Annotated in this window: 27 protein-coding genes; 14 read left to right on the top strand and 13 right to left on the bottom strand. The window is 61.3% G+C overall.

What is annotated here, in order from left to right:
- The first annotated feature begins 60 nt into the window (after positions 1-60).
- The 5 genes from sdhC to leuD all read left to right on the top strand — a co-directional run bounded on the left by sdhC (position 61) and on the right by leuD (position 4,198).
- The gene (sdhC, locus tag JYU29_RS16175) at positions 61-459 is read left to right on the top strand and encodes a succinate dehydrogenase, cytochrome b556 subunit (protein ID WP_213985898.1); all 399 of its coding nucleotides are present in this window, start codon (positions 61-63) and stop codon (positions 457-459) included.
- Between the two features lies 1 nt (position 460).
- Positions 461-844 (top strand): succinate dehydrogenase, hydrophobic membrane anchor protein, encoded by a 384-nt coding sequence (sdhD, locus tag JYU29_RS16170; RefSeq protein ID WP_213985897.1) that lies wholly within the window; start codon positions 461-463, stop codon positions 842-844.
- Positions 845-851: 7 nt separating this feature from the next.
- Complete coding sequence (gene sdhA, locus JYU29_RS16165) at positions 852-2,678, top strand: succinate dehydrogenase flavoprotein subunit (RefSeq protein WP_213985896.1); 1,827 nt, start codon at positions 852-854, stop codon at positions 2,676-2,678.
- 12 nt (positions 2,679-2,690) lie between these two features.
- Positions 2,691-3,470 (top strand): succinate dehydrogenase iron-sulfur subunit, encoded by a 780-nt coding sequence (locus JYU29_RS16160; RefSeq protein ID WP_213985895.1) that lies wholly within the window; start codon positions 2,691-2,693, stop codon positions 3,468-3,470.
- Between the two features lie 122 nt (positions 3,471-3,592).
- The gene (leuD, locus tag JYU29_RS16155; protein WP_213985894.1) at positions 3,593-4,198 is read left to right on the top strand and encodes a 3-isopropylmalate dehydratase small subunit; all 606 of its coding nucleotides are present in this window, start codon (positions 3,593-3,595) and stop codon (positions 4,196-4,198) included.
- Between the two features lie 15 nt (positions 4,199-4,213).
- On the opposite strand, the gene vapC is transcribed toward leuD, so the two are convergent.
- On the bottom strand, positions 4,214-4,600 hold the full coding sequence (gene vapC / locus JYU29_RS16150; RefSeq protein ID WP_213985893.1) for a type II toxin-antitoxin system VapC family toxin: 387 nt from the start codon (positions 4,598-4,600) through the stop codon (positions 4,214-4,216).
- Complete coding sequence (locus tag JYU29_RS16145; RefSeq protein ID WP_213985892.1) at positions 4,597-4,842, bottom strand: type II toxin-antitoxin system VapB family antitoxin; 246 nt, start codon at positions 4,840-4,842, stop codon at positions 4,597-4,599. Before JYU29_RS16145 ends, vapC begins: the two co-directional genes overlap by 4 nt.
- A gap of 144 nt (positions 4,843-4,986) precedes the next feature.
- Between JYU29_RS16145 and leuB the strand changes: the two genes are divergently transcribed.
- Positions 4,987-6,090 (top strand): 3-isopropylmalate dehydrogenase, encoded by a 1,104-nt coding sequence (gene leuB, locus JYU29_RS16140; RefSeq protein WP_213985891.1) that lies wholly within the window; start codon positions 4,987-4,989, stop codon positions 6,088-6,090.
- Positions 6,091-6,161: 71 nt separating this feature from the next.
- Here the strand turns inward: leuB and JYU29_RS16135 are convergent, their stop codons facing one another.
- Positions 6,162-7,391, bottom strand: coding sequence for a DUF2778 domain-containing protein (locus JYU29_RS16135; RefSeq protein ID WP_213985890.1), 1,230 nt, complete (start codon positions 7,389-7,391; stop codon positions 6,162-6,164).
- A gap of 198 nt (positions 7,392-7,589) precedes the next feature.
- On the opposite strand from JYU29_RS16135, the gene JYU29_RS16130 reads away from it, so the two are divergent.
- Genes JYU29_RS16130 through JYU29_RS16115 form a run of 4 tightly spaced genes read left to right on the top strand, consistent with a single transcriptional unit; the run spans position 7,590 to position 12,313 of the window.
- Complete coding sequence (locus JYU29_RS16130) at positions 7,590-8,594, top strand: ornithine cyclodeaminase family protein (RefSeq protein WP_213985889.1); 1,005 nt, start codon at positions 7,590-7,592, stop codon at positions 8,592-8,594.
- The gene (locus JYU29_RS16125) at positions 8,591-10,144 is read left to right on the top strand and encodes an HAL/PAL/TAL family ammonia-lyase (protein WP_213985888.1); all 1,554 of its coding nucleotides are present in this window, start codon (positions 8,591-8,593) and stop codon (positions 10,142-10,144) included. The genes JYU29_RS16130 and JYU29_RS16125 overlap by 4 nt, the downstream gene beginning before the upstream one ends.
- 55 nt (positions 10,145-10,199) lie before the next feature.
- Positions 10,200-11,060, top strand: a complete 861-nt coding sequence (locus JYU29_RS16120; RefSeq protein ID WP_213985887.1) for an LLM class flavin-dependent oxidoreductase — start codon at positions 10,200-10,202, stop codon at positions 11,058-11,060.
- The gene (locus tag JYU29_RS16115; RefSeq protein WP_213985886.1) at positions 11,060-12,313 is read left to right on the top strand and encodes an LLM class flavin-dependent oxidoreductase; all 1,254 of its coding nucleotides are present in this window, start codon (positions 11,060-11,062) and stop codon (positions 12,311-12,313) included. The genes JYU29_RS16120 and JYU29_RS16115 overlap by 1 nt, the downstream gene beginning before the upstream one ends.
- Positions 12,314-12,375: 62 nt before the next feature.
- Here JYU29_RS16115 and JYU29_RS16110 read toward each other — a convergent pair whose 3' ends face one another.
- A complete protein-coding gene (locus JYU29_RS16110) occupies positions 12,376-13,392 on the bottom strand; it encodes an alpha-ketoacid dehydrogenase subunit beta (RefSeq protein ID WP_213985885.1) in 1,017 nt (338 codons plus the stop codon).
- A gap of 4 nt (positions 13,393-13,396) precedes the next feature.
- Positions 13,397-14,626, bottom strand: a complete 1,230-nt coding sequence (locus JYU29_RS16105; protein ID WP_213985884.1) for a thiamine pyrophosphate-dependent dehydrogenase E1 component subunit alpha — start codon at positions 14,624-14,626, stop codon at positions 13,397-13,399.
- Between the two features lie 213 nt (positions 14,627-14,839).
- On the opposite strand from JYU29_RS16105, the gene JYU29_RS16100 reads away from it, so the two are divergent.
- Both JYU29_RS16100 and JYU29_RS16095 read left to right on the top strand, forming a co-directional pair.
- Complete coding sequence (locus tag JYU29_RS16100; protein ID WP_213985883.1) at positions 14,840-15,355, top strand: Lrp/AsnC family transcriptional regulator; 516 nt, start codon at positions 14,840-14,842, stop codon at positions 15,353-15,355.
- 60 nt (positions 15,356-15,415) lie between these two features.
- The gene (locus JYU29_RS16095) at positions 15,416-15,847 is read left to right on the top strand and encodes a DUF1810 domain-containing protein (protein WP_213985882.1); all 432 of its coding nucleotides are present in this window, start codon (positions 15,416-15,418) and stop codon (positions 15,845-15,847) included.
- A gap of 3 nt (positions 15,848-15,850) precedes the next feature.
- Here the strand turns inward: JYU29_RS16095 and JYU29_RS16090 are convergent, their stop codons facing one another.
- On the bottom strand, positions 15,851-16,888 hold the full coding sequence (locus tag JYU29_RS16090) for a YeiH family protein (protein ID WP_213986074.1): 1,038 nt from the start codon (positions 16,886-16,888) through the stop codon (positions 15,851-15,853).
- Between the two features lie 137 nt (positions 16,889-17,025).
- Here JYU29_RS16090 and JYU29_RS16085 point away from each other — a divergent pair, with 137 nt between their 5' ends.
- Positions 17,026-17,904, top strand: a complete 879-nt coding sequence (locus JYU29_RS16085; RefSeq protein ID WP_213985881.1) for a LysR family transcriptional regulator — start codon at positions 17,026-17,028, stop codon at positions 17,902-17,904.
- An 18-nt stretch (positions 17,905-17,922) separates the two neighbouring features.
- Here the strand turns inward: JYU29_RS16085 and JYU29_RS16080 are convergent, their stop codons facing one another.
- From JYU29_RS16080 to JYU29_RS16050, 7 genes are all read right to left on the bottom strand, one after another.
- Positions 17,923-18,927, bottom strand: coding sequence for an ABC transporter ATP-binding protein (locus tag JYU29_RS16080; RefSeq protein ID WP_213986073.1), 1,005 nt, complete (start codon positions 18,925-18,927; stop codon positions 17,923-17,925).
- The gene (locus tag JYU29_RS16075; protein ID WP_213985880.1) at positions 18,927-19,904 is read right to left on the bottom strand and encodes an ABC transporter ATP-binding protein; all 978 of its coding nucleotides are present in this window, start codon (positions 19,902-19,904) and stop codon (positions 18,927-18,929) included. Before JYU29_RS16075 ends, JYU29_RS16080 begins: the two co-directional genes overlap by 1 nt.
- Positions 19,901-20,830, bottom strand: a complete 930-nt coding sequence (locus JYU29_RS16070) for an ABC transporter permease (RefSeq protein ID WP_213985879.1) — start codon at positions 20,828-20,830, stop codon at positions 19,901-19,903. Before JYU29_RS16070 ends, JYU29_RS16075 begins: the two co-directional genes overlap by 4 nt.
- A gap of 4 nt (positions 20,831-20,834) precedes the next feature.
- On the bottom strand, positions 20,835-21,809 hold the full coding sequence (locus tag JYU29_RS16065; protein ID WP_213985878.1) for an ABC transporter permease: 975 nt from the start codon (positions 21,807-21,809) through the stop codon (positions 20,835-20,837).
- Between the two features lie 11 nt (positions 21,810-21,820).
- Complete coding sequence (gene ggt / locus JYU29_RS16060) at positions 21,821-23,431, bottom strand: gamma-glutamyltransferase (protein WP_213985877.1); 1,611 nt, start codon at positions 23,429-23,431, stop codon at positions 21,821-21,823.
- Positions 23,428-24,282 carry an alpha/beta hydrolase family protein gene (locus tag JYU29_RS16055; protein ID WP_213985876.1) on the bottom strand — a complete coding sequence of 285 codons (855 nt, stop codon included), beginning with the start codon at positions 24,280-24,282 and terminating at the stop codon, positions 23,428-23,430. Before JYU29_RS16055 ends, ggt begins: the two co-directional genes overlap by 4 nt.
- 66 nt (positions 24,283-24,348) lie before the next feature.
- On the bottom strand, positions 24,349-25,923 hold the full coding sequence (locus tag JYU29_RS16050; protein ID WP_213985875.1) for an ABC transporter substrate-binding protein: 1,575 nt from the start codon (positions 25,921-25,923) through the stop codon (positions 24,349-24,351).
- Positions 25,924-26,119: 196 nt separating this feature from the next.
- Between JYU29_RS16050 and JYU29_RS16045 the strand changes: the two genes are divergently transcribed.
- A partial coding sequence (locus JYU29_RS16045; protein WP_213985874.1) for an IclR family transcriptional regulator occupies positions 26,120-26,592 on the top strand: 473 nt, incomplete at its 3' end.

Raw genomic sequence — 26,592 nt, 5'->3', positions numbered from 1 at the left:
CAATCCGTAGGGCCGGCGCCGGTTTCGTTCCGGCCATCACGGGTCCGTACCGGGGGAGCCATGAGCCGAACAACTGTTGCGTCCCAACGCCCGCTTTCACCGCATCTGACCATTTATCGCTGGCCGATCACGATGACGCTCTCGATTGCGCATCGCATCACGGGCGGCGCGCTTTATGTCGGCACGCTTCTGGTTGCCTGGTGGCTGGTGGCTGCGGCCACCTCTCCGGACTGGTTTGCGACTGCCAATGCCGTGATGGGCTCGATCATCGGCAAGCTCGTTCTGCTGGGTTACACCTGGGCGATGTTCCTTCATGCGGTTGGCGGCGTTCGTCACATGCTGTGGGACACGGGTGTCGCCATGGAAAAGCAGGTGTCGCGCCAGACCGCGTGGGCCTCGCTGATCGCTTCTGTTGTTCTGACGGCGCTGACCTGGATCGCGCTCTACCTGGTGCTTTGACATGGCAGACATGCGTACGCCCCTGAGCAAGGTTCGCGGCCTCGGCTCCACCAAAAGCGGCACCAGCCATTTTTGGGCAGTGCGAGTTTCTTCCGCAGCCCTTTTGCCGCTGTCTCTCTTCGTGATCGGCTTGGTGGTTTCGCTGGCCGGCAGCAGCTTCGTCGAAGTTCGCGCCACGCTTGGCCAGCCGCTGGTCTGGGTGCCGCTGATGCTCTTCATCCTGATCAGCCTGGAACATATGCGCCTTGGCATGCAGGAAGTGGTTGCCGACTACATCCACAATGAACTGCTCAAGGTCACGCTGATGATGCTGAACAGCTTCTTCGTGGTGCTGGTTGGCGGTATCTGCGCGTTCTCCCTTCTTAAAATCGCATTCGGAGCCTGACGCACACATGGCGACGGCACAAACTGCTCCTGCTTATCAGTTCGTTGATCACAAGTTCGACGTGGTTGTCGTCGGCGCCGGCGGCGCCGGTCTTCGCGCCACGCTCGGTATGGCCGAACAGGGCCTGAAGACGGCCTGCATCACCAAGGTCTTCCCCACCCGCTCGCACACGGTTGCAGCACAGGGCGGCATTGCCGCTTCGCTCCAGAACATGGGGCCGGATAGCTGGCAGTGGCACATGTACGATACCGTGAAGGGATCGGACTGGCTGGGCGATACGGATGCGATGGAATATCTCGCCCGCGAAGCGCCGGCTGCCGTTTACGAGCTTGAGCATTACGGCGTGCCCTTCTCGCGCACCGAAGAAGGCAAGATCTACCAGCGCCCCTTCGGCGGGCACATGATGAATTACGGCGATGGTCCACCCGTGCAGCGCACCTGTGCTGCCGCCGACCGTACCGGCCACGCCATCCTGCACACGCTGTATGGCCAGTCGATCAAGCACAACGCGCAGTTCTTCATCGAATATTTCGCGCTCGACCTCATCATGGATCCGGACGGCACCTGCACGGGTGTGATCGCCTGGAACCTGGATGACGGCACGATCCATCGCTTTTCCGCCAAGATGGTGGTTCTGGCGACCGGCGGTTATGGCCGCGCTTATTTCTCGGCGACTTCCGCCCATACCTGCACCGGCGACGGCGGCGGCATGGTGGCACGTGCCGGTCTGCCTTTGCAGGACATGGAATTCGTGCAGTTCCACCCCACCGGCATTTACGGCGCGGGCTGCCTGATCACCGAAGGCGCGCGTGGCGAAGGCGGTTATCTCGTCAATTCGGAAGGCGAGCGCTTCATGGAACGCTATGCCCCGTCTGCCAAGGACCTTGCCTCCCGAGACGTTGTTTCGCGCTGCATGACCATGGAAATCCGCGAAGGCCGCGGTGTGGGCAAGAACAAGGACCACATCTTTCTGCATCTCGACCATCTCGATCCGGCCGTTCTGCATGAGCGTCTGCCGGGCATTTCCGAGAGCGCGAAGATCTTTGCAGGCGTGGACGTCACCAAGGAGCCGATCCCGGTTCTGCCGACCGTTCACTACAATATGGGCGGCATTCCCACCAACTACTGGGGCGAAGTGCTGAACCCGACGGCGGAAGAACCGGACCGCGTCACGCCTGGCCTGATGGCTGTGGGCGAAGCCGGCTGCGCCTCCGTTCATGGCGCCAACCGTCTCGGCTCCAACTCGCTGATCGATCTGGTTGTGTTCGGCCGCGCCGCCGCAATCCGCGCTGGTCAGGTGATCAACCGCGAAGCACCGATCCCTGAACCGGATGCGGCTTCCGTCGACAAGATCATGGCACGCTTCGACCGCCTGCGTTACGCCAATGGCTCCTCGCCGACAGCCAAGCTGCGTGAAAAGATGCAGCGCGCCATGCAGGAAGACGCTGCCGTGTTCCGCACGCAGGAGTCGCTCGAAAAGGGTTGTGAGCGTATTTCGGAGATCTGGAAAGAGCTGCCGGACATCAAGGTGTCCGATCGTTCGCTGATCTGGAACTCCGACCTGATGGAAACGCTGGAGCTGGAAAACCTGATGGCCAACGCCATCTGCACGGTTTACGGTGCGGAAGCGCGCAAGGAGAGCCGTGGCGCTCACGCGCGTGAAGACTTCTCGTCGCGTGACGATGCCAACTGGCGCGTTCACACGCTGTCGCATCTCGATCCTGATGGCACCGTGACTCTTTCCTATCGCCCGGTTCACACCGAACCGCTGGTCAAGGAAGAAGACGGCGGCATCAGCCTAGCCAAGATCGCGCCCAAGGCGCGAGTCTACTGATCGGAGAAGGTCATGGTTGAACTCACCCTTCCCAAGAACTCGAAGATCCGCACGGGCAAGACCTGGCCGAAGCCGGAAGGCGCGACCAATCTTCGCGAATACAAGATCTATCGCTGGTCGCCGGATGATGGCGAGAACCCGTCGATCGACACCTATTTTGTTGATAGCGACGATTGCGGCCCGATGGTTCTGGATGCGCTGTTGTGGATCAAGAACAACATCGATCCGACGCTGACGCTGCGCCGCTCCTGCCGCGAAGGCATCTGCGGCTCCTGCGCCATGAACATCGACGGCACGAACACACTGGCCTGCACCAAAGGCGCCGACGACATCAACGGTGCGGTGAAGATCTATCCGCTGCCGCATATGCCGGTGGTGAAGGATCTCGTGCCGGATCTGACGGTTCCCTACGCACAGCTCACCTCGATCGAACCCTACCTCAAGACGGTTTCGCCCGAGCCTGCCAAGGAATGGCTGCAAAGCCATGAAGACCGCCAGAAGCTCGACGGTCTTTACGAGTGCATCCTGTGCTTCTGCTGCCAGACCTCGTGCCCGAGCTATTGGTGGAACGGCGAGCGTTATCTCGGCCCCGCCGTTCTTCTGCAGGCCTATCGCTGGTTGATCGACAGCCGCGACGAAGCCACCGGCGAACGCCTTGACAATCTCGAGGACCCGTTCCGGCTATATCGCTGCCACACGATCATGAACTGCGCGCAAACCTGCCCCAAGGGTCTCAACCCCGCCAAGGCGATTGCCGAAATCAAGAAGATGATGGTCGAGCGCCACGTTTAACGGCGGTTCGACACCTGAAGATTGACGAAAGGCGCCGGCATTGTCCGGCGCTTTTCAGTTCCGGCACCATCTGCTATGAGCAGGCGTAACATCGGGTACGCTCTGGAAAAGGGAGATCGAACATGGACAAGTTCACCAAACTGACAGGCGTCGCCGCACCGCTGCCGATCGTCAATGTCGACACGGACATGATCATCCCCAAGGACTACCTGAAGACCATTCAGCGCACCGGCCTCAAGAAGGGCCTGTTCGCCGAAATGCGCTTCAACGAGGACGGTTCGGAAAACCCGGACTTTGTTTTGAACAAGCCAGCCTATCGCAATGCGCAGATCCTGGTTGCCGGCGACAATTTCGGCTGCGGCTCGTCGCGCGAGCATGCCCCATGGGCTCTGCTCGACTTCGGCATTCGCTGCGTGATCTCCACCAGCTTCGCCGACATCTTCTACAACAACTGCTTCAAGAACGGCATTCTGCCAATCACGGTCAGCCCGGAAAATCTCGAAAAGCTGCTCGATGACGCATCGCGTGGTTCCAACTCCACGCTGACGATCGATCTTGAAACCAAGACGATCAGCGGCCCGGATGGCGGCACGATCACCTTCGACCTCGACGATTTCAAGCGCTACTGCCTGCTTAACGGTCTCGACGACATCGGTCTGACGCTGGAAAAGGCCTCGTCAATTTCGGCTTTCGAACAGCAGAACGCCGCCGCCCGTCCTTGGGCTTGAGCCGATCGCTTGCACTTAAGCTAGTTGAAGACCCAGATGTTGCGACATTGGCTGGAAGTCGCGATCGTGTTGCAAGAGCAGGTACCCATGCTTGATGCAGAACGTCGCGATGATCATGTCGATCGAGCTCCGGATCGTTATGCCGCGCGTGCGAAGTAGACGGTAATTGGCTGCGGCTTGGAGTGCTAGCTCTAAGCCGAGCATCTCCGCTTGTTTGAACATGCGGAGATATCTTTCCAGCTGTCGCGCCTCCTGCTCCGATTTCGCACCTCGCATGACCTCAAGCATGATGACATCGCCGACCAAGATCTCACTTGGATTGACCTCATAAAGCCTCTCCACAGCCCGGTTTCTTTGGTTGCGGAGATTTGCGATCCACACAGAACTATCAACAACGATCACTTCGGTTCGCCGGTAAACTGCTCACCAGGCTCTGCGGCATGGACGGGCGTTCGGTCCTGCCTCATTTGATCAAGATCACCATCCCAACCTAAACCCCGCATCGCCCTCAATGCTTTGCGTCTTTGCTCGTTCGCGACCAACTCACGAAGCGCCGCCTCCACAGCCGCCTTCTTAGTAGGAAAGTCACCGGCTTTCATAGCTTCAGCCATCAAAGCATCGTCTATGTCGATGTTCGTCCGCACAATGGCACCTCATGTGTATAGATACTGACTTGTATACACATCGGATCAGATATCCTCAAGGCTGGCCCACCACAGTTCCCTTGCGTCGCACCGCCTCGCCCGCTAGCAACACGCAGCATTTCACGAGAGCCGAGGATTTCTCCCATGACGCACAAGCTTCTTCTTCTCGCCGGTGACGGCATCGGTCCCGAGGCCATGGCCGAGGTCAAGAAGCTCATCGCCGTCATGAACGAGATGGGTCACGCGTTCGAGACCGAGGATGCGCTGGTTGGCGGCTGCGCTTACGACGCGCATGGTGCCGCAATCGCGGAAGTCGATGTGGCCAAGGCCATGGCGGCGGATGCGGTTCTGTTCGGCGCGGTCGGCGGCCCGAAGTGGGACGGCGTTCCTTACGACGTTCGCCCGGAAGCCGGCCTGCTGCGCCTGCGCAAGGACATGGATCTTTTTGCCAATCTGCGCCCGGCCATCTGCTATCCGGCACTCGCCTCCTCCTCGTCCCTGAAGCAGGAGGTCATCGAAGGCCTTGATATCCTGATCCTGCGCGAGCTCACCGGCGGCGTGTATTTCGGCGAGCCGAAGACGATCACCGATCTCGGCAACGGCCAGAAGCGCGCGGTGGATACGCAGGTCTATGACACCTACGAAATCGAGCGCATTTCGGGCGTCGCCTTCGAACTCGCACGCACGCGCAAGAACCACGTCACCTCCATGGAAAAGCGCAACGTGATGAAGTCGGGCGTGCTGTGGAACGAGGTCGTGACGGCAACCCACAAGGCCAAGTATTCCGACGTCAAGCTCGACCATATGCTGGCCGACGCCGGCGGCATGCAGCTCGTGCGCTGGCCCAAGCAGTTCGACGTGATTGTTTGCGACAACCTGTTCGGCGACATGCTGTCGGATGTGGCCGCCATGCTGACCGGCTCGCTCGGCATGCTGCCATCGGCCTCACTCGGTGCGCCGGACGAGAAGACCGGCAAGCGCAAGGCGCTGTATGAGCCCGTGCATGGCTCAGCCCCGGATATTGCCGGCAAGGGCATCGCCAATCCGATCGCCATGATCGCATCCTTTGCGATGTGCCTGCGCTATTCCTTCGACATGGTGGCGGAAGCCGATCGTCTGGAAGCAGCGATCGCCAGCGTGCTGGCCGATGGTCTGCGAACCAAGGACATCCTGTCCGACGGTATGCGCGAAGTGGGCACCGCCGAAATGGGCGACGCGATTATCGCCAAGTTCCGCGAAGCGGCTTGATCATGAAAAAGGCCGCGCGATGAACGCGCGGCCTTTTTAATTCTTTCGGCGGGTTGAGCGCGAAGCGCCCGTCAGCTGCGGGAAAATAGGGACGCAACCCGCGCGCCGACCGACATGGACGGCGCTTTGTCCAGGCTGTCCACCACCACCATATGGTCGATCTCGCCGCGCTTGAACGCCGCCAGGAAGCGCGGATAGTTCTTGAACACGACGCAACCGCTGGAATCGCCAGGCACCCGCAAAAGGTAGGTGTGCGCAAGAAGACCCGTGCGGTTCTTCGGTGCCTTGCCATCGATCGGGTTCAGGCGGATCGCTTCCACACCATGGAATCGCTGTTCGCGCATGGTGAGCTTATAGGTCGAAGCCGGCGTCGAGCCACGCATCTTCACATGCGAGTATTTTGGATTGTCGCGCATCTTGCCGCGGCCGGAATGCGCTTCCAGCCTTTCGCCGTTCGGCATGTAAACAACTGCACCGCTCACGTCATAAACGGCTGTCTTGCGTCCAAGACCCGGCCACGGGATCGAAGCCGACTTGGATGCCGGGCGCTCGATGGGATTGTCCGGACGCGCATAAGCAAGCGCTTGAACCGGTTCCTCTTTCTTGGTCGGAACGATGGGAGCGATGACGCTCTTGCGGGCAATCGCCGGCCGCCACGATGGCACGAGGCCAAGATCGGGCAGATCATCCGTTTCCAATGAAGCCAGCAAGGTGCTGGCGCCTTCTTCCTCGCTGTCTTGCGCCTGAGCCTGCTGCGGGTTCTGGACCTGCTGCATCTTTGTTTCTGCGGATTTCGCAACGGCAGCCATTTGCACGGGGATCGGCGCATCGGCGGCAGCAGGCGTGGCAATGGGGTTGGCTTCAGCCTGCGCGATCTGCGCGGCCTTTGCTTCGGCAGCTTTCTGGCTCGCCTTCACGAGCGAAGCGAACTGTTCGCCCGTGATCGCTCCAGCCACTTTCTGGGCCGGAACGAAGCGCGTTTCGAATGCGCTGGCGACCTTTTGTTGTTGGTTGCGCAGCGCCGCATCACGCGCCCACGCCTCGCGAACGAAATCTGGCGCACGCAAGACACCGTCGCTCTGGCTCGGGCGAGCGGCTTTTACGCTTTTTGCAGCAGAATCAGCCGTCCGATCCGTAAACAAGGGCCGCACGGTAACCGATGTGCTTTCAGGCTGGGCCGCCAGATGCACGGAAGCGGCCAATCCGCCACCCCACGCAGCCAGGCCAAGAAACAAGCCACCAGCCAGAACCAGAGGAAAACGCGACCGAGGCCGTTCTGACGTAGACAAAGATTTACGCATGGACGAGCCCTCTTACCCCTTTACGCATCGAACAGGAGAAAGCGCGTTTGAGAACGCTACCGCCTGCGGATGGAAGGATCATGCAGGAATTCGGTAACCAAACTCTTTAACCCAGCTCAAACCGTATCGGGAGTTTGTGGTGGCCGCGACTAAGGGTTAGAACCATGGCAACACTTAGCCAATCTCGCCGGAGTCCAGATGCAGCCGATCTACATCACTTACCTCAATCGCTTCGACATCGAGGCGGCCGCCTTGAGCGATGCGGAAATCCTTGCTGCCATCGAGGAAAGCCTGGCCATGCAGGGCCGCCGGGAAACGGAGATCGAACCGCGCGTGCATCTGGAACCGCGCGCCGGCGTTGAAGGCCACTTCAACGTTCTTCGCGGCTGGATCGGCGGCGAGATCGATGCGGCTGGCGTCAAGGTCGTCGGCGATTTCGTGGACAACTACAAGCAGGGCCTGCCATCCGAATTCGGCATCCTGAACCTGTTCGATCCGCGTACCGGCACGCCACGCGCGGTTCTGGATGCCAGCGGCATCACCGATATGCGCACCGGAGCGGTGACTGCGATCGGTGCGAAATATCTCGCGCGCAAGAATTCGAAGGTCCTTGGTCACATCGGCGCGCGCGGCACGGCCTACTGGAACGTGCGCCTGCTCGATAGCCTGTTCGACTTCGACGAAATCCGCATCCATTCCCGACGTCCCGAAAGCCGTGACGCCTTTGCCGAGCGTCTGCGGCGCGACCTCAAGAAGGACGTGATCGTTACCGAGGATTGGCAGTCCTGCATCGAGGGCGCAGACATCGTGGTGGAAGCCTCGCGCTTGAGCGAGCCCACGCCGATGCTGAAAACCGAATGGATCAAGCCCGGTGCGCTTGTTGTGCCTTATGGCACGATGAGCGCCGTGGAGCTTTCGCTCACAGACATCATGACCAAGATGGTGGTGGACGATTGGGGCCAGTGCAAGGGCGGCAAGTTCGGCTCGCTGCGCGCCCATGTGGAGGCCGGCAAGCTTTCGGAACAAACGCTGCATGCCGAGCTCGGACAGATCGTGGCGGGACTGAAACCTGCCCGCGAAAGCGAAGAGGAAACCAACCTGTTCTGGCATCGCGGCCTGTCCTTGTCGGATATCGCGCTCGGCCATGCTTTCCTGAAAAAGGCGGAAAGCATCGGCGCCGGACATCGGCTGCGCTACGCGTGACGCATGTAGCCGTGGTTTTGAGCGACAAACCGCTGACGCTCGCCGATGTCACCGCCGCAGCCCGTGGTCCCCTGCAGATCACGCTTGCGGCGGGCGTGCGCGAGCGGATGATGGCGGCACGCAGCGTGGTGGACGCGCATCTGCGAGACGGCATCGCGGTTTACGGCCTGAACACCGGCCTTGGCGGCAATATCGGACATCGCATCGACCATGATGCGGTGGCCGCTTTTCAGGCGCAGATGGTGCGCGCGCGCATCGCAGGCATCGGCGGGCCGCTTTCCCTGGAAACCTGTCGGGCCGCCCTGTTCTGCCGCATCGCCGGACTGGCCAAGGGCGGCGCTGGCGTTTCGCTCGACGTGTTCGATCTCCTCATGGCAATGCTGGCGCATGACATCGTGCCGGTTCTGCCGTCGCGCGGATCGCTCGGCACCGGCGACCTCATCATGTCGATGAGCATGGCCGCAGCCGTGATCGGCCGGGGTCGCGTGTATTTCGGCGGGCGTATCGTGGAGGCGTCGGATGCGTTGAAGGCAACGGGACTCGCGCCGGTGCAGCTGGGTGCCAAGGACGGGCTTTCCGTCGCCAACGCCTCGGCCGTCACGACCGCGATGGCCGCACTTTCGTTGGAAGCCTTGGGCGATCTCCTGCGCCTCCACATCGCCACGAGCGCCCTGGCCTTCGAAGGCTATGGCGCCAATACCCGCATCTTCGATCCGCGTCTGGCGGCCATTCGGCCGGCAGCGGGCCAGGAAGACGCGGCAGCGCTTTTCCGCCATGCGCTTCAGAACAGCAGCCTTCACACGCCGCAGCCGGGGCGAAAGGTACAGGACGCGCTTTCCTTCCGCACCTTGGCGCAGGTCACCGGCACCACGCTGGCCGCTTACGCCGCTGCCTGCCGCGAAGTCGAAATCGAACTCAACGGCGCGGCCGACAATCCGCTTGTGCTGGTGGACGAAGAAGAAATCCACTCCGCCGCGAACTTCCACACGCCGGCCATCGCCTTGGCCTTCGACACCTTGGCGATCAGCCTCGTTCATCTGGCAACGGCGTCGGCGCAGCGTTCGATCAAGCTGATGACCGGGCGCCTGTCCGGTCTGCCGAACTATCTGTCGCCGGTCGGCGGTTCATCGGCTGGCTTTGTTCCCATGCAGAAGGCGCTGGCGGCACTTCAGGCCGAGATCCGGCTCAAGGCGGCGCCTGCCAGCCTGGACGCGCTGTCGGTGTCCGACACGGTCGAAGATGTGGCGCCGATGACGCCGCTGACGATCACCAAGCTAGACGAGCAGATTGCCTTGTGCCGCTGGATGATCACGCTGGAAGCGATGTTTGCCGCACAGGCCTGCAGTCTGCGCGCGCAAAATGAACCTGACCAGCAGCTCGGCACGGCGGCCGCCTGGCTGCACACCGAGATCCGCGCGATCGTGCCGGCACTGGAAGAGGATCGCGAAACGGGACCGGACGCGCAGATGCTGCATGACCGGCTCTGGTGCACCGAAACGGCGCAAGCCATGCGCTCGCTTTTTACCGGCGTCAGCGCAAACCTGGCTTGACCTCGACCGCATCAGCATCAAGTGCCGGGCTAGCGCGGCTGGAATGGAGATGAACATGCTGATCGGCTTGGAACTTGGCGGCAGCTTCGGTGAAGCGCCGCACTGGACGATCGAGAGCGTTCGATCGGTCATTGAACGAGCCGAAGCAGGCGGCGTGGATTTCGTGATCGTGCCCGACACGATCGCCGCACCCGAGAGGCCAAGCGGCTGGCCCGACGCCACGATCCTGCTGGGATATCTCGCGGCCTCGACGCAGCGCATAGGCCTGATTGCGGCAACGTCGACGGGCGGCCACCAGCCCTATAATCTTTCGCGGCGCCTTGCCTCGCTTGATCAGATCAGCCACGGCCGGATCGGCTGGTGCGTGACATCAGACCCGTCGGCGGCGGAAGATGCCGCCTTCAGCGGAGCCATTCGCCTACCGGACGGCAACACACCGGCCCGCATCGTCGAGTTCACACGCGTGGTCGAAGGGCTGTGGCATGGCTGGGACGCCGATGCCGTGGTGATGAACAAGCAGGCCGGCCAGTTCATCGATCCCACGAGAATGCACTATCTCGACCATCAGGGCGCGTTCTTTTCCGTGCGCGGCCCTTTGAACATCATGCGCTCACCGCAAGACCGCCCGATCCTCATGCTGCGCGCCGAAGACCTCGCCGCCATCGGAAACCTCGCCGATCTCGCTGATGCGGTGCTTTTCGAGGGTGAAACGCCGCCAGCCGGAAAGGCCAAGCAGCTGCGCATGATCGATGCTAAAGCCCTGGCAAGTGATCAGCGGCAAGAAGATGCAGACGGCATCGTCGTGCGTGTCCGCTCGGTCGAGGAAGCGGAGGCGGTGCTGCAAACCCTTCCCGAAGAGGCTGGCAGCAAGCACGCCTCGACCACCCTCCGCGGCCGCCTGGAAGGAGTTGCCTGATGCCCAAGCACATGAAGCTCGGCGCTTTCCTCATGCCAACCGGCCACCACGTCGCCGCCTGGCGCCACCCCGACGCCGCGGCCGACATGGGCCTTAATGTCGATCAGTATATCCGCGTGGCACAAACAGCCGAAAAGGCCGGCTTCGACCTCGTTTTTCTCGAAGATGCCGCAGGCCTGCGCGATGAAAACGCCCGAACCGCCAGCCAGACGTCGCGGTCGGTCGGCTTCGAACCGCTGAGCCTGCTTGCCGCCATCGCGGCACAAACAAGCCGGATCGGCCTCGTGGCCACCGCCTCGACCTCCTACAACGAGCCCTATGCGCTGGCCCGCGCCTTCGCCACGCTCGACCTCTTGAGCGGCGGCCGCGCCGGATGGAACCTGGTGACATCCGCAAGCGAGATCGAAGCCGCCAATTTCGGTGCCGAAGGTCTGCGCAAGCATGTCGATCGTTATCACCGCGCCGGCGAGTTCGCGAAGATCGTGGCGCAGCTCTGGGATCCGGCGGACCGATCTGCGCCGCTGAACCACACGGGCGAGCACTTCATCGTCGAGCAAGGTCTTGGTCTCAGCCCCTCACGGCAAGGCAAGCCCGTCATGGTGCAAGCCGGCGCATCCGACGTCGGCCGCGATCTTGCTGCACGTACCGCCGATGTCGTGTTTACGGCGGCACAAACGCTCGACAGCGCCAAGAGCTTCTATGACGATGTTAAAGCCCGCACCCGCGCCGCCGGCCGCAACCCCGATCACCTTAAGATCATGCCGGGTGTGTCGCCCGTCGTGGCGGCAACACGCGAAGAAGCGCAAGCCAAGCTCGATACCTTGCAGAGCCTGATCCCCGATGAAGTCGGCCTGTCGCTTCTTGCCAGCTATCTGGCAACCGACGCGCTGAAGGATCTGCCGCTGGACGGACCGATGCCGGAGCTCCAGGCCACGCAGGGCATGCAAAGCCGTCAGCAGTTGGTTGTGGAACAAGCGCGGCGCGACAATCTCAGCATCCGCGAAGTCGCCCGGCATTTCGCCGGCGCGCGCGGCCATTGGCGCCTTGTCGGCACGGCCGAAGACATCGCGGACGAACTGGAAGCCTGGTTCACGGGCGGTGCCTGCGACGGCTTCAACGTCATGCCCGCCTTCTTTCCGGGCGAACTCGACAGCTTCGTCGCGCTCGTGGTTCCCGAGCTGCAGCGCCGTGGCCTGTTCCGTCGGGCCTATGAAGGCGAGACCTTGCGAGACAATCTCGGGCTCAACGCCTGACGCCCCCCTTGAAGCGCCTGTGAAGCGCCAGCCTGAACAGGCGCTTCAACCCTAAGCAGGGCTCAGTCCTTTGCGGTAGCCTCGATCAAGGCTTCGCCAACCCGCTTCGGTCCTGGGAAATACTCCCATTCGTGGACATGCGGGTAAGGCGTATCCCAGCCGGTCACGCGCTGAACCGGCTTTTCCAGGTGATAAAAGCAACGCTCCTGCACTTCCGCCGCGAGTTCCGCACCGAAACCGGAGGTTCGCGTCGCTTCATGCACCACGACGCAGCGCCCGGTTTTTTCCACCGATCGAACGATCGTGTCGATATCGAGCGGCATCAGCGTACGCAGATCGATGATCTCGGCATCGATGCCGGTGTCGTTTGCAGCCGCTTCGGCGACATGCACCATCGTGCCATAAGCCAGAACGGTGACGGCCGAGCCTTCCCGGCGCACGACGGCCTTGCCGATCGGCACGGTGTAATGCCCGTCAGGCACTTCCGACAGGTCGTGCTTTGACCATGGCACGACCGGACGGTCGTGATGGCCGTCGAAGGGGCCGTTGTAGAGGCGCTTCGGCTCAAGGAAGATCACCGGATCGTCGTCCTCGATCGCCGAAATCAGCAGGCCCTTCGCGTCATAAGGATTGGACGGGATCACCGTCTTCAACCCGGACACATGGGTAAACAGCGCTTCAGGGCTCTGGCTATGCGTCTGACCACCAAAAATGCCGCCGCCACAGGGCATGCGCACCACCATCGGCGCGGTGAAATCGCCAGCTGTACGGAAGCGCAGGCGTGCGGCTTCCGACACGATCTGGTCGTAGCCCGGATACATGTAATCGGCGAACTGGATCTCGGCGACCGGCCGCAATCCATAGGCTGCCATGCCGACGGCCGCGCCCACGATGCCTGATTCCGAGATCGGCGCATCGAAGCAGCGCGAAGCGCCGTATTTCTTCTGCAGCCCTTCCGTGCAGCGAAACACGCCGCCGAAGAAGCCGACATCCTCGCCGAACACCACCACCTTGTCGTCGCGCTCCATGGACACGTCCATGGCGCTGCGAATGGCTTCGATCATCGTCCTGCTTGGCATGATCTTAGTATCCCAGCTTCTGGCGCTGTTCGCGCAGGTGACGCGGCATGTCCTTGTAGACATCCTCGAACATGGTGGCGGGGCTTTGCTTTGGCCCGTCATGCAGCGTGCCGAAGCCGCGCGCTTCCTGCGCCGCAGCTGCGATTTCCTGGTCGAGCTCGGCTTCGAGCTGAACAGAGCGCTCTTCGCTCCATTCGCCGCGCGCGATCAAATGAGTCTTCAGCCTGGTAATCGGATCGCCGAGCGGCCAGGCGGCCGAAGCGTCCTTTGCGCGATACTTGCTGGGATCATCGGAGGTCGAATGCGGCGCAACGCGGTAAGTCACCCATTCGATCAGGGTCGGGCCGAGATTGCGGCGCGCGCGTTCCACCGCCCATTCCGACACCGCCTTCACCGCCAGATAATCGTTGCCGTCCACGCGCAAGGACGGAATGTTGTAGCCATGGGCGCGCGCGGCAAAGGTCGTGCGTTCACCCCCCGCGATCGACTGCGGCGAAGAGATCGCCCACTGGTTGTTGACGACGTTCAGGATCACCGGCGGCCGATACACGGACGCAAAAACAAGCGCTGCGTGGAAATCGCTTTCGGCCGTCGAACCATCGCCGATCCAGGCCGCCGCCACCCTTGTATCGTTGCGGATCGCCGAAGCCATCGCCCAGCCTACAGCCTGGATATATTGCGTGCCGAGATTGCCGGAAATGGAGAAGAAGCCGGCTTCCTTGGCCGAATACATCACCGGCAGCTGCCGGCCCTTGATGCGGTCGGCGGAGTTCGACAGGATCTGGTTGACCATGTCCACCACCGGCCAGTCCTGCGCGATCAGCAGGCCCTGCTGACGGTAGGTCGGGAAGTTCATGTCGCCTTTTTCCAGCACCGACTGGAAGGCGCAGGCGACGGCTTCCTCGCCGGTACACTGCATATAAAACGAGGTCAGGCCCTGGCGCTGCAAGCGCATCATGCGCTGGTCATAGGCGCGGGTCTTCATCATGTCGCGCAAGCCCTTGCGCAACACGTCCGGCTCGAGCGCGGCTGCCCACTCGCCTTGCGCTTCGCCATTCTCATCAAGCACACGCACGAGCTTGTAGGCGAGATCGTGAATTTCGGTCGGATCCACATCAACCGCCGGCCTGCGCACGGCGCCAGCCGGTGACAAACGCGACGTGTCGATCGTCGCATTGTCCTGCGGCGATGGGCGGGTCGGAACATGAAGCGAAAGCGGAGCAAACTCAGTCAAAGCAGGACCTCCATGCGGGTAACGCAATCCGGATCGGAGCGTCGCCCATATCCAGCATAGGTCGGCGCGTCGCGTGACGCGAGCAAAGAACGGATCAAGGCTGTCCTCCCCAGCATTTTCAGTGATCCTAACTGCGCCGGAAACAAGGAACTTTCTTTTTCTGCTCTTTCATGGTCACTCGGAAAGCATAATCGTCTGCAGGGAGGAAACTGCATGGAAGAGTCTTCTGCGCGCGCCAAGCGCGCAAAACGCAGCCAGATCGACGCCACCGACCGTCGTATCCTGTCCGCCCTTCTGAACGACGGCCGCCTCACCAACAGCGATCTTGCCACCCGCGTCGGTCTTTCCCCCTCGCCCTGCTGGAACCGGGTCAAGCGCCTGGAAAACGACGGCATCATCGAGCGCTATGTCGCGGTGGTCGATAACGGCGCGCTCGGGCTGCGCGATGTGGTGTTCGTGGAAATCACCCTCGACAAGCACGAAGAAGAAGTTCTCGAGCGCTTCGGGCAGGCGCTTGTGCGCATTCCCGAAGTGCTCGAAGCCAGTCTCGTCACCGGCGAATACGATTATCTCGTAAAGGTCGCCGTGGCCGATACCGCCGACTACGAGCGCTTTTTGCGCCAGCATCTCTACAAGATCGGCAACATCCGCCAAACGCGCTCCACCTTCGCCCTGCGCACTTTGAAGCGCGCCGAATCCGTCGATCCGGTTCGGCTGGGAGAACGCTGAAGGCAGCACTGGTGCGGACGCATCCTTGACGTGGCTGCAATCCGCCCTTCGTTTCTTCTTATGGCTTCCGCTTCCGATCTTTCCCGCTTCGAGCTCGCCCAGTCCAACGCTTATGAAAGCGCACTCGCCGAGCTGCGCGCCGGCCGCAAGCGCTCCCACTGGATGTGGTTTGTCTTCCCGCAGCTGCGGGGGCTGGGCCGCTCGTCGATGGCCGACTTCTACGGACTGGCAGGCTTGAACGAGGCCCGCGCCTATCTCGCCCATCCCCTTCTCGGCACCCGATTGAAGGACGCGACCTCCGCCGTCCTGACCCATTCCGATCTGTCGGCGCATACGATCTTCGGCACACCCGATGATCTGAAATTCCACTCGTCGATGACCTTGTTCGCCTTAGCGGCGGCGGATGGTGAGCCGATCTTCAACGAAGCGCTCGACGCCTTCTTTTCAGGCGCGCAGGACGAGGGAACGCTTCGTTTGCTACAACGAGCCTGACGATCAAAGCCCAAGCATTTCGATCACAACAAGGCTGATCGCGCCCAAGAGGATCAGGGACAGAACCACCGTCGTCACCACGCGCGACCCTGCCTTCATGATGGTGCGAACATCGACGCCGAGACCAAGCGCGGCCATCGAAATCACCGTCAGAAGCGTCGCGACATGGCCGATCACTGCCACGGCCGGATCTGGGATGAAGCCGAGCGAGCGGATGACGATCATGCCAAGAAAGCCCAGGATGAACCACGGCACGAAACGCGTGAGCGTCATGCGAGACGAGGCTTGGGTTCCGACACCCTGCGGCGACGGTCCAGCCGATCGCGTGCGAACGAGAATGGCGAGAAGCGAACACACAGGTCCGAGCATCAACACCCGCATCAGCTTCACGAGCGTCGCCATCTGCACGGCGGCTGCACCAAAAGGCGATGCGGCGGCGAGAACCTGGGGAACGGCATAAACGGTCAGACCGGCAAAGGCGCCGTAGGCCAGATCGTCCATGCTGATTGCATAGCCGACCAAGGGCAGGCCCAGCACCACCACCACACCCAGCACGGCAGTAAAGGCGATCGAGGTCGCGACATCCTTGCTGTCGGCGCCGATCACCGGCGCGACGGCAACGATTGCCGAATTGCCACAGATTGAGTTGCCGCACGCCACCAGAAGCGCAATCCGGTTCGACAGACCAAGCAAGCGCCCGACGCAATAGCTCAGCAGAATGGCGACGAGGACGATCCCCGCAATGGCAAAAAACAAGCCAAAGCCGGCCGCAAAGATCGCGCTTGCACTCACCGAAGCGCCAAGCAGGACAACGGCGATTTCCAGCAGATATTTGGCACTGAAGGAAATCCCGTCCCGCCATAATGCGGGCGGCACCCAGAAGGTCCGGATCATCGCCCCCACCAGGATCGCCAGTACGAGCGCTTCCAGCCAGGCCTTTCCGAACAGAACATGTTCGACCTGCTCAAGAGCAAAACCGATGGCGGCAACGCCCACGCACAGGACCACGCCAGGCAAAACGGACGCCTTGCCTTGGCTCATGCTGGAAATGACTGACACTGATGAAAATCCGTTTGCCGGGAAACTGTCGGGCAAAGCTCTACCCTTAGCCGAGTTGAACTCTCCAACGCATCATTTTACTGGTTTCAATCGCAAATTCCGATCAATGGATTGTTCCGATGACACTCGAGCAACTTCGTATCTTTGTTGCCGTGGCCGAACGCGAGCACATGACGGCAGCGGCACGCGCGTTGAACGTCACGCAATCGGCGGCGTCGGCGGCGATCGCTGCATTGGAAGAACGGCACGCGCTGAAGCTCTTCCATCGCGTCGGCAGGGGCATCGTCTTGTCGGAAGCAGGGCGCCTGTTTCTGGATGAAGCCCGCAGCGTTCTTGCCCGCTCAACGGCAGCCGAAGCGATGCTGGACGACCTTGGCGGCTTGAAGCGCGGCACGCTGCGCGTGGTCGCCAGCCAGACCACCGCGGCGTACTGGCTTCCGTCCTACCTCGCGCTCTTCAGGAGCAAGCATCCGCTTCTGGAGATCGACCTTGCCATCGGCAACACGGAACAGGCCGCCGCCCGCGTTCACGACGGACAGGCTGAGCTCGGCATTGTCGAGGGCCGCATCGACGATCCCGTTCTCGCGCAATGGCCGATCGGAGACGATCGCCTGTTGCTCGTCGCAGCCGCACCGTTTGCGGGCCACGTAGTCGATGCAAGCTGGCTGCAAAATGCGCGCTGGATCATGCGTGAGCGGGGATCGGGCACGCGATCGACGCTCGAAGCCTATCTGCGCCAGCTCGGTGTCGATCCCGATCACCTGAACACCGCCCTGACCCTGCCCTCGAACGAAAGCGTTCGAACGGCGGTTGAAGCCGGTGCAGGCGTGGCGGTTCTGTCTTCGCTGGTGGTTGGCCCCGCCATCACCGCCGGCAAGCTTCACGCCGCCGACTTCCGCTTCGATCCACGCCCCTTCTTCGGCTTGCGCCACAAGGAGCGCTATCGCAGCAGGGCCGCGGACGCCCTGTTGCAACTCCTGCCTGCCCTCACGCCGTAGACGAAGGCGCAGGCTGCCTCATGCGTCGTTGAGGTGGCACGCCGACCGATGGCCCGGCGCGACTTCCTTCTGGGCCGGTACTTCCACGCGGCAGCGCTCCATTGCAAACGGACAACGCGGGTGGAAATGACAGCCGCTCGGCGGATTGATCGGGCTCGGAAGCTCGCCCTTCACCGGCTTGAACCGATGCTTTCCCGGTTCGATACGCGGAATTTCGGCCAGAAGCGCCTGGGTATAGGGGTGATTTGCACGCTGGAAGATGTCTTCCACCGGCGCTTCTTCCACGATGCGGCCAAGATACATGATCGCGACCCGGTCGGAGATATGCTCCACGACGCCGAGATCGTGGCTGACGAAGAGATAGGTGAGATCGAGCCTGTCGCGCAGTTCCATGAACAGGTTGATGACCTGCGCCTGGATCGACACGTCCAATGCCGCGACGCTTTCGTCGCAAACAAGGAACTTCGGCTGCACGGCCAAAGCGCGTGCGATGTTCACGCGCTGCCTTTGGCCGCCCGAGAACTGATGCGGATAGCGCTTCTTCGTTTCAGGGTTGAAGCCGGCCAGCGTCAGATAGCGATCGACATAGCTGTTTCGCTCGTTCGAGCGGGCAAGCCCATGCGTTTTCGGTGCTTCCCAGATCAGCTCCTCGACCGTCATGCGCGGGTTGAGCGCAGCCATCGGATTTTGAAAGATCATCTGGGTGGCGAGACCGAAATCGCGGCGCTGGTCTGCCGACATGGCGCCGCGTTCGACGCCCTTCCACAACACTTCGCCTTCGGTCGGCGACGTGATGCCGGCGATGATGCGGCCCAAAGTCGACTTTCCGCACCCGCTTTCGCCGACAAGGCCGACGACCTCACCGCTGCGGATGCTCAAGTTGACGTGATCCAGCGCCTGAACAACCGGCGCCGGCTTGGCAAGCTTCAGCTTGAGCGCGATCTTGGCGGCGAGATCGGGGGTCGGACCGAAACGCTGCGAAACATCTCTGGCCTCGATCAGCGGCTCTTGTGTCGCGTACATCATGCGACCTCTTTCATGACGGGATGGATGCAGCGGAACGCACGATCCTCTTCTGGGATAAGGTCCGGCATGATCAGGCAACCTTCCGTCGCCCTGTCGCAGCGGGTCCGGAAGCTGCAGCCCTGAGGCAGGCGATTGATGGCAGGCGTCATGCCCCTGATCTGGTGCAGGGGTTCGCCACGCCGGTTCTGCGACGGAACGGAGGCGATCAGCCCGGCCGTATAGGGATGGCGAGGATCGGTCAGGACCTCACCGACCGGTCCCGTTTCAACGAGGCGGCCGGCATACATGACGGCGATGTCGTCGGCGAGGCGCGAAACGATTGCCAGGTCATGCGTGATCCAGATCACGGCGGTGTTGGATTCTTCCGCCAGCCTCTGGAATTCGTAGATGATCTGGCTCTGGATCGTCACATCGAGCGCCGTGGTCGGCTCGTCGGCGATAATCAGATCCGGCTGATGCAGAAGCGCGATCGCAATCGCCACACGCTGCCGCATGCCGCCGGAGAACTGGTGCGGATAAGCGGCAAGCCGCTCTTCCGGGCTGGGAATGCCGACGAGGCCAAGCGCATCGCGGGAGCGCTGGCGCGCAACATCCTTCGAAACCTTGTCATGCGCCTGAACGGCTTCCACCATCTGGGTTCCGATGGTGAGAACCGGATTGAGCGTCATCATCGGGTCCTGAAAGACCATGGCGATGCGCTTGCCGCGCAGATTACGCATCTCTTCTTCGGAACAGTTTGCGATGTCCGTGCCGTCGAACAGGATGCGTCCACCCGTGATCCGGCCGGGCCGCTCGAGCAGCCGCAGAATGGAGAACCCCGTCACGGTCTTGCCGGATCCCGATTCCCCCACAAGGCCGAGAACCTTGCCGCGATCCACGCTGAAGGACACATCGTTGACAGCCTTCAGGCCCGATCGACCACGCCCGCCGCCGAACTCGGTGACGAGATTGCTGACTTGCAACAAGGCACTCATGACGCATTCCGTGGGTTCAGAACATCGCGGAGGCGGTCACCGACGAGGTTGATCGACACGATCGTCACAAGAAGCGCGATGCCCGGAAAGAAGCTGATCCAGTAAAGCCCGGTGAGGAGATACTGGTAGCCGGTGGAAATCAGCATGCCGAGCGAAGGCTCCGTCACCGATGCGCCGAGACCGAGAAAGGACAGCGTGGCTTCCAGTCCGATCGCGCGCGCCACCTGCATGGTGGCGATCACGATCACTGGCGCAAGACAGTTCGGCAGAAGATGCTTGAACAGAATGCGCCATCCGGGAAGGCGAAGCATGCGCGCCGCTTCCACATATTCCTTCTCGCGTTCAACGAGCGCCGTGCTTCGAACGGTCCGGGCATAGGTGGCCCATTCCGCGATGATCAGGGCGATCACGACATTGATGACGCCCTTGCCCAGAATGGCCAGCATCATCAGCGCCATCAGGATGGTGGGAAAGGAAAGCTGCAGGTCGACCAGCCGCATGATCACGGTTTCGGTCCGGCGCCCCATGTAAGCCGCGAACAAGCCGGCCGTGGTGCCGATGATGGCAGCCGCAAAGGCCGACAGCACGCCAACCATCAGCGAGGTGCGCAGGCCGTAAAGCATGCCCGAAAGAATGTCGCGGCCTTGGCTGTCGGTGCCGAGATAATAAACCATCCCGGTCATCGATTCCGAGCCCGGAGCCAGGCGTCCGTCCATGATGTCCAACTGCATCAGGTCATAGGGGTTCTGCGGCGCGATCCACGGCGCGAAAAGGGCCAGACAGCAGATTACCACCAGCATGATGAAGCCGATGGCGGCCGCCGGTGACTTGAAGAATTCGGCGATGCCCTGCGACAAACGGCTGGGCTCCGGCGGCTCCACGGATGCCGGTTGAACGCTTTGATCCTGCACGTTTGCTTCAGACATGGGGTCAAGCCTTCGCATCGAGCCGGACCCGCGGATCCAGGATTGTGTAGCAGATGTCGATGATGAAGTTCAGCGCAACGAACAGCATCACCATCATCATGAGGTAGGCGACGATCACCGGGCGATCGAGCAGGTTGATGGAATCGATGATCAGCTTGCCCATGCCCGGCCAGGCAAAGATGCTTTCCGTCACAACCGAAAAGGCGATCAACGAGCCGAATTCCAGACCGATGATGGTGACAACCGGGATCATCAGGTTCTTGAAGACGTGAACGCCGATGATCCGGCTTTCACGCACGCCTTTGGCGCGTGCGAACTTGATGTAATCCTGCGGCAGGACTTCCTGCACGCCGGCGCGCGTCAGACGCAAGATGAGCGATGTCTTGAACAAAGCGAGGTTGAAGGCGGGCAGCAGGAGATGCCGCAGGCCCTCGCCCGTGAGAAACGACCACTGAACGCCCAGAAACTCCATCGTCGGGCCACGGCCGTTGGTCGGCAGCCAACCGAGTTCAACGGAAAACACCATGATCAGCATCAGGCCCACCCAGAAGGTGGGAAGCGAGAAGCCGAGGATCGAGCCCGACATGATCAGCTTGGAAGACAGGCGCTTGGGATAAAGGCCGGCGTAGAGGCCAAGCGGCAGGCCGACCACCAGCGCTATGCCAAGCGCGGTTATGGCCAGCTCCAGTGTCGCGGGAAGGCGTTCCAGGATGAGGCCGAGTGCTGGTCGTCCATAAACGAAGCTGTCGCCGAAATCGCCGTGCAACAAGCCTTGCAGGAACATCAGGTATTGTTTCCAGATCGGCTGGTCGAGCCCGTAATGGGCAATCACCCGCGCCCGCTCCGCCTGGTTGGCATCCGGGTTGATGAGGATGTCGACCGGATTGCCGATCACGTTGACGCCGATAAAGACGATGATCGTCATCGCCACGATGACGAAGATTGCCTGAAACAACCGCCTGATGATGGATGTGACCATTGAACCTCTCCTTAAGCGACGGAGATCGCCATTCCGTCGCGTTGGGGATCGGCCGCGCCCTTGGACACGCCGTTCTCGATCTTGATCGCATGCACCGCCGCAAAGGCATAGGTTTGCGCAGAACGGGCCACCTTGTAGCCCTGCCCGACCAGTTCGGCCTCGACGGAATGGCGAATGCGATTGCAGATGTCGATCGTGTTCGAAACGCCGACGATGCGGGGTGCCGCCACGGCTTCCAGAACCGACATGTCGAAATCGATCATGTTCATGAGGCACTGCGCGACCGCAGGCGCGATATAGCTGCCGCCGGGCGCACCGATCACGATCGTCGGCTGGTCGTCCTTGAACACGATGGTCGGCGCAGCCGAGCTTGGGCGTCGCTTGCCCGGTGCGATCGAGCCAGGCTTGCCCGGAACCGGGTTAAAGCGGCTCATCGTGCCGTTATACATGAAGCCCAGACCGTTGGTGATGGCGCCGGACGGGCTGCCGAGCGTATGGGTCATCGCAACCGCATTGCCGTCCTTGTCGATCACCGAAATATGGGTGGTGTCGCGCTGCGAACGATCGAGACGATCGACATTGGCGATGCTGCCGGCCTTGATGGCGTCGGCATGCGCCCGCGCATGCTCCTGCGACAACAGCCTTTCGAAGGGAACGTCGACATAAGCGGGATCGCCCATATGCGCGTCCTTGTCGATCGTCATGCGCTTCATGGCTTCAAACAGGATGCGCACATGCTCGGCGCTGCCATGCTGCATCGAGCCCACGTCGAATTCCGACAGGATGTGCAGGATCTCCAGCATGGGGAAGCCTGAACCGGGCGGTGGCGAGGTCGCGATCCGGTTGCCGCGATAAGCACCCCAGATCGGGGCAACGCGCGACAGCTCGTATTTCGCCAGATCCTCGGATCCGATCAAACCGCCATTGGCCGCGAAATCGGCGGCGATCTGTTCGCCCAGCTCGCCATGATAAAAGATGTCGGAACCGCCGCTGCGCGCAACGCGCTCCAGCGTATCCGCCATGTCCTTGTTGACGAGCAGGTCGCCCACATTCCGCAGTGAGCCGTCTTCGTGGAAGTAAACCTTCCGGCCCGTTTCCGAGAACCGCAGCTTGTCCAGCGTGTTGGCGAAGCCATCGCTCGACTGATCCTTCGACCAATACCAGTGCATATGCTCGCGGATCATGAAGCCATCGCGCGCCAATCGGATGGCCGGCTTGATCAGATCGGCCCAATCGAACGTTCCGTAGTCTTTCAGCGCGGTTTCATAGCCCTTGAGCGAGCCAGGCGTGCAGACAGCGAGATAACCGATATCGGAAATGTTGCCGTCGAGAACATAGCCGAAGCCGTCGCGGCTTTCATGCTTGATCTTGTCCAGCCACATGTCGGGCGTCGCCTTCAAGGGCGCGCGGGCGTAGAATTCCAGGATCTCGTGCACGCCCTTCTTGGGCATATAGACATGCATGGAGCCGAAGCCGCCGATACCCGCCATCTGCGGATCGACGACGCCCTGAACAAAGGCGCAGGCAAGCGCTGCATCGACGGCGTTGCCGCCGCGCTCGAGAACCTCCGCGCCAGCCTCAACGGCTTCCGGCTGCGGAGCGACGATCGTTGCATTCTTCATTGGGCGCGCCGGTTTTTGAGGATGGTCGTGAGAAAGGATTTCACATGATCAAGCACCTTGATCCGGTCGTGGGACACACCCTTCACCGTATCGAAGGTGACCTGAACGCCCGCGTCGGAGAATGAGCGGGCAAGCGAAGCAAGGCGTTCGGGCCGGGTCTGCCCGGCATCGTTGGCGCCTTCCATGTAATAGCGGCCACCAGGCTTATGGGTAATTTCCCAAGTCTCGAGATCGGCGTCGCCCACCACCATCTGAACCGGCACCTTGGCCAGTTCCTCCGGCTTGAACGGCTTGCCGAAACGCGCTTCCAGATTGCGGACGCCAACCCACCAGTCCCGTGTCGGATCGAGCAGTGTCACCGAACCGGGCGCGCCGATCGAGGCGGCCCAAAGCTTTTCGGGATGCAGGATCGCGAAACGGTGGGTGAAATGCCCTCCGCCCGAGAAGCCGAACATGGCGAAAGTCGACCAATCCTGATCGTACTTGGCGGCCATCTCCTCCACCATGGCGATCACCGCCAGATCATAGCGGATGTCGCCTTCTTCGAGGAACTTGTAGCCGGAGCGCGCGCCGTCTCCGAAGATCCCGACGGGGAAGATCGGGCAAAGAACGGCGCAGTCATTGTAAAGCGCGAACTCGGCGAACCCGTCGCGGAAATCGATGGCCGAGGTGCGGCCCGTTCCATGCACCGCAACCAGAAGGTCGAGTTTACGACCATCGGCAGCGGTCGGCGGAACATAAAGAACCATCTGAAGCCGTGGATCGGCTTTCGAAGCGAAGATCGCGGTCTGGCCGAAATCATAAACAGCCTTCGCCCGAGCGATGGCTTCGCCCGTTCCAAGTTCCTGCATGGAAGTCTCCTGGGAGATGAGGGGCCGCGATAATCGCAGCCCCGTTGTCGATCAATCGATCGATGGTTACTGCGCGGGCTTCACTTCATAGGCGAGCGTGTATTTGTCGCCGCGCGGCGTGTAGGTCACGCTCTTCTTGGCACCGAGCACGACGTTCTCGTAATGCATGGGAAGCAGCCAGAGATTGTTGAAGGTCTCGGTCGACAGATCTTCAAGCAGCGGAGTGCGTGCGGCTTCATCGAGCGTGGAGCTCGCCTTGGCGAGCGTTTCGTCGATCTTCGGGTCCGAAACGCCGCCGCCATTATAACGGCCGGTCCCCTTTTCCTCGTTGCGGGTAGCAACGAGAGCGACTGCGGGATTCGTGGTTTCGCCGGTATTCACGCCCCAAGATCCCAGGAAGATGCTGTAGGCGCCATCCGAGTATTTTTCGGAATACATCGACCACGGCAACACTTCGACCTGCGAACGGATGCCGATGCGCGTGAACATCTGTCCAACCGCCTGCAACACTTCCGCATCCTTGACGTAGCGGCCGGATGGGCCGTGCAAGGTGACGCTGAACCCGTCGGGATAACCGGCTTCGGCGAGAAGCGCCTTGGCCTGTTCCGGATCGTAAGGCACCTTCTCAACCGCATCCGAATGACCGGCATAGCCTTCCGCCACGAACTGGTCGGCAACGGTGCCGTTCTTCTGCATCACGCGCTCGACGATCGCCTCGCGATTGATCGACATCAGCAGGGCACGGCGAACCTTCTCGTCCTTGAGCGGGTTCTTCTCGAGCGCCGAACCGTCCGTGGCTTTTACGAAGGGCGAGACATCGCGGCTGACATCCATGCCCATGTAAACCAAGCGGGACGACTGGCCGTTGATGATCTGGAGGTTGTCGCTCGATTCCACCCGCGACATGCCGTCGGCGGGCAGGCTTTCGATAAGGTCGATCTCGTTCGACAGGAGCGAAGCCAGTCGGGCGCCATCGTCCGGCAGGAAGCGTAGCGTCACGTCGGACCAGTGAGAAGCACCGGCGAAGTAGTCATCATTGCGCTTGAGCTTGAGCGCGCTGCCAGGCTGATACGACACGAAGGAATAAGGCCCGGTGCCGACCGCGCATTTTCCGTTGTCGAAGTCCTGAACCGACGCATCCTTGCAGTCCGAGCTGATGATGCGGATGCGGCTGACGGAGTTCAGCAGCAGAGGATCGGGAACCGACGTTTCGACAACAACCGTCATCGGATCCTTGGCGGCCACATTGGAGATGTTGCGGGTGTAGGACGCAAAACCCTGGCTCGGCTTGTCACGGGCGCGCAGAAGCGATGCCACGACGTCTTCGGCATCAAACGCGCTGCCATCGTGGAACTTGACGCCATCGCGCAGCTTGAATTCCCAGTGGGTGTCATCGACCGGCTTCCACTCGGTCGCAAGCTCGGGCTCGTTGCCGGACGTGCCCGTGCGGTTGATCAGGCTGCTCCAGATATGGCGCGACGTTGCGTTGTTTGGCGCAGAACTGTCTTCATGGGGGTCGATGGTGGTCGGCGTCGTCGACATGCCGATCGTCAGCGGCGCTTCCTGCGCGCCTGCCAGGGCAGGAATAGCGATCGTGCCGAGCAGCGCAATCGCTGCCCGCTGTAGGATTTTAGCGGTCATAGGTTCCATCCCGATACTGAGGCCGTGGTGACCTGAGTTGATCAATCAGAGCGGGTTCCCATCCGCTCACAGGGAATTGGTAACCGGCGGAAAACTTCTCTGTCAAACGCGTTTCTCGCGAGTTACATCTGCCGTAACATGCTGGACGGACCATCTTCAGGCGTGTTGTTGATGGACCTGAGCGGGATCGAAGGATATGGATAAGAAGCCGGAAACCGAGGTTGTTCAGTCGCTTAACGTAGGCATTAACGTGCTTCTGAGCGTAGCCCAAGCTCCTGACAGCCGGCTAACAGACATAGCCTCATCATTGAACGAGACTAAGCCAAGAATCCTGCGTATGTTACGCACACTGGAACATCGCGGCTTGGTCAGAAGAAGCGAAACGGGCACCTATCGGCTCGGGACGACAGCAATCGTCATCGGAACTGCCGCATCAACGCAGGTCGATCTCGTTCGTATCGCCAACCCGATCCTCGAAGAAGTCGGCCACAAGGCCAACGAAACGACGCAGCTGCGCATCATCGACAATGGCGAGTCGCTCTGCATCGCGAAATTCGAGCCCATGCGTGACCTGCGCGTCCAAGCGATGATTGGCCGGCGTCGGCCTCTGAGTGCCGGCTCTTACAAGGTGCTGCTGGCCTTTCTGCATCCGCAGGTGCAGTCGCAGAT

This window comes from Tianweitania aestuarii (assembly GCF_018457165.1).
In the GTDB taxonomy this organism is placed as follows: Bacteria; Pseudomonadota; Alphaproteobacteria; order Rhizobiales; family Rhizobiaceae; genus Tianweitania; species Tianweitania aestuarii.
This window is presented reverse-complemented; position numbering and strand designations above follow the sequence as displayed.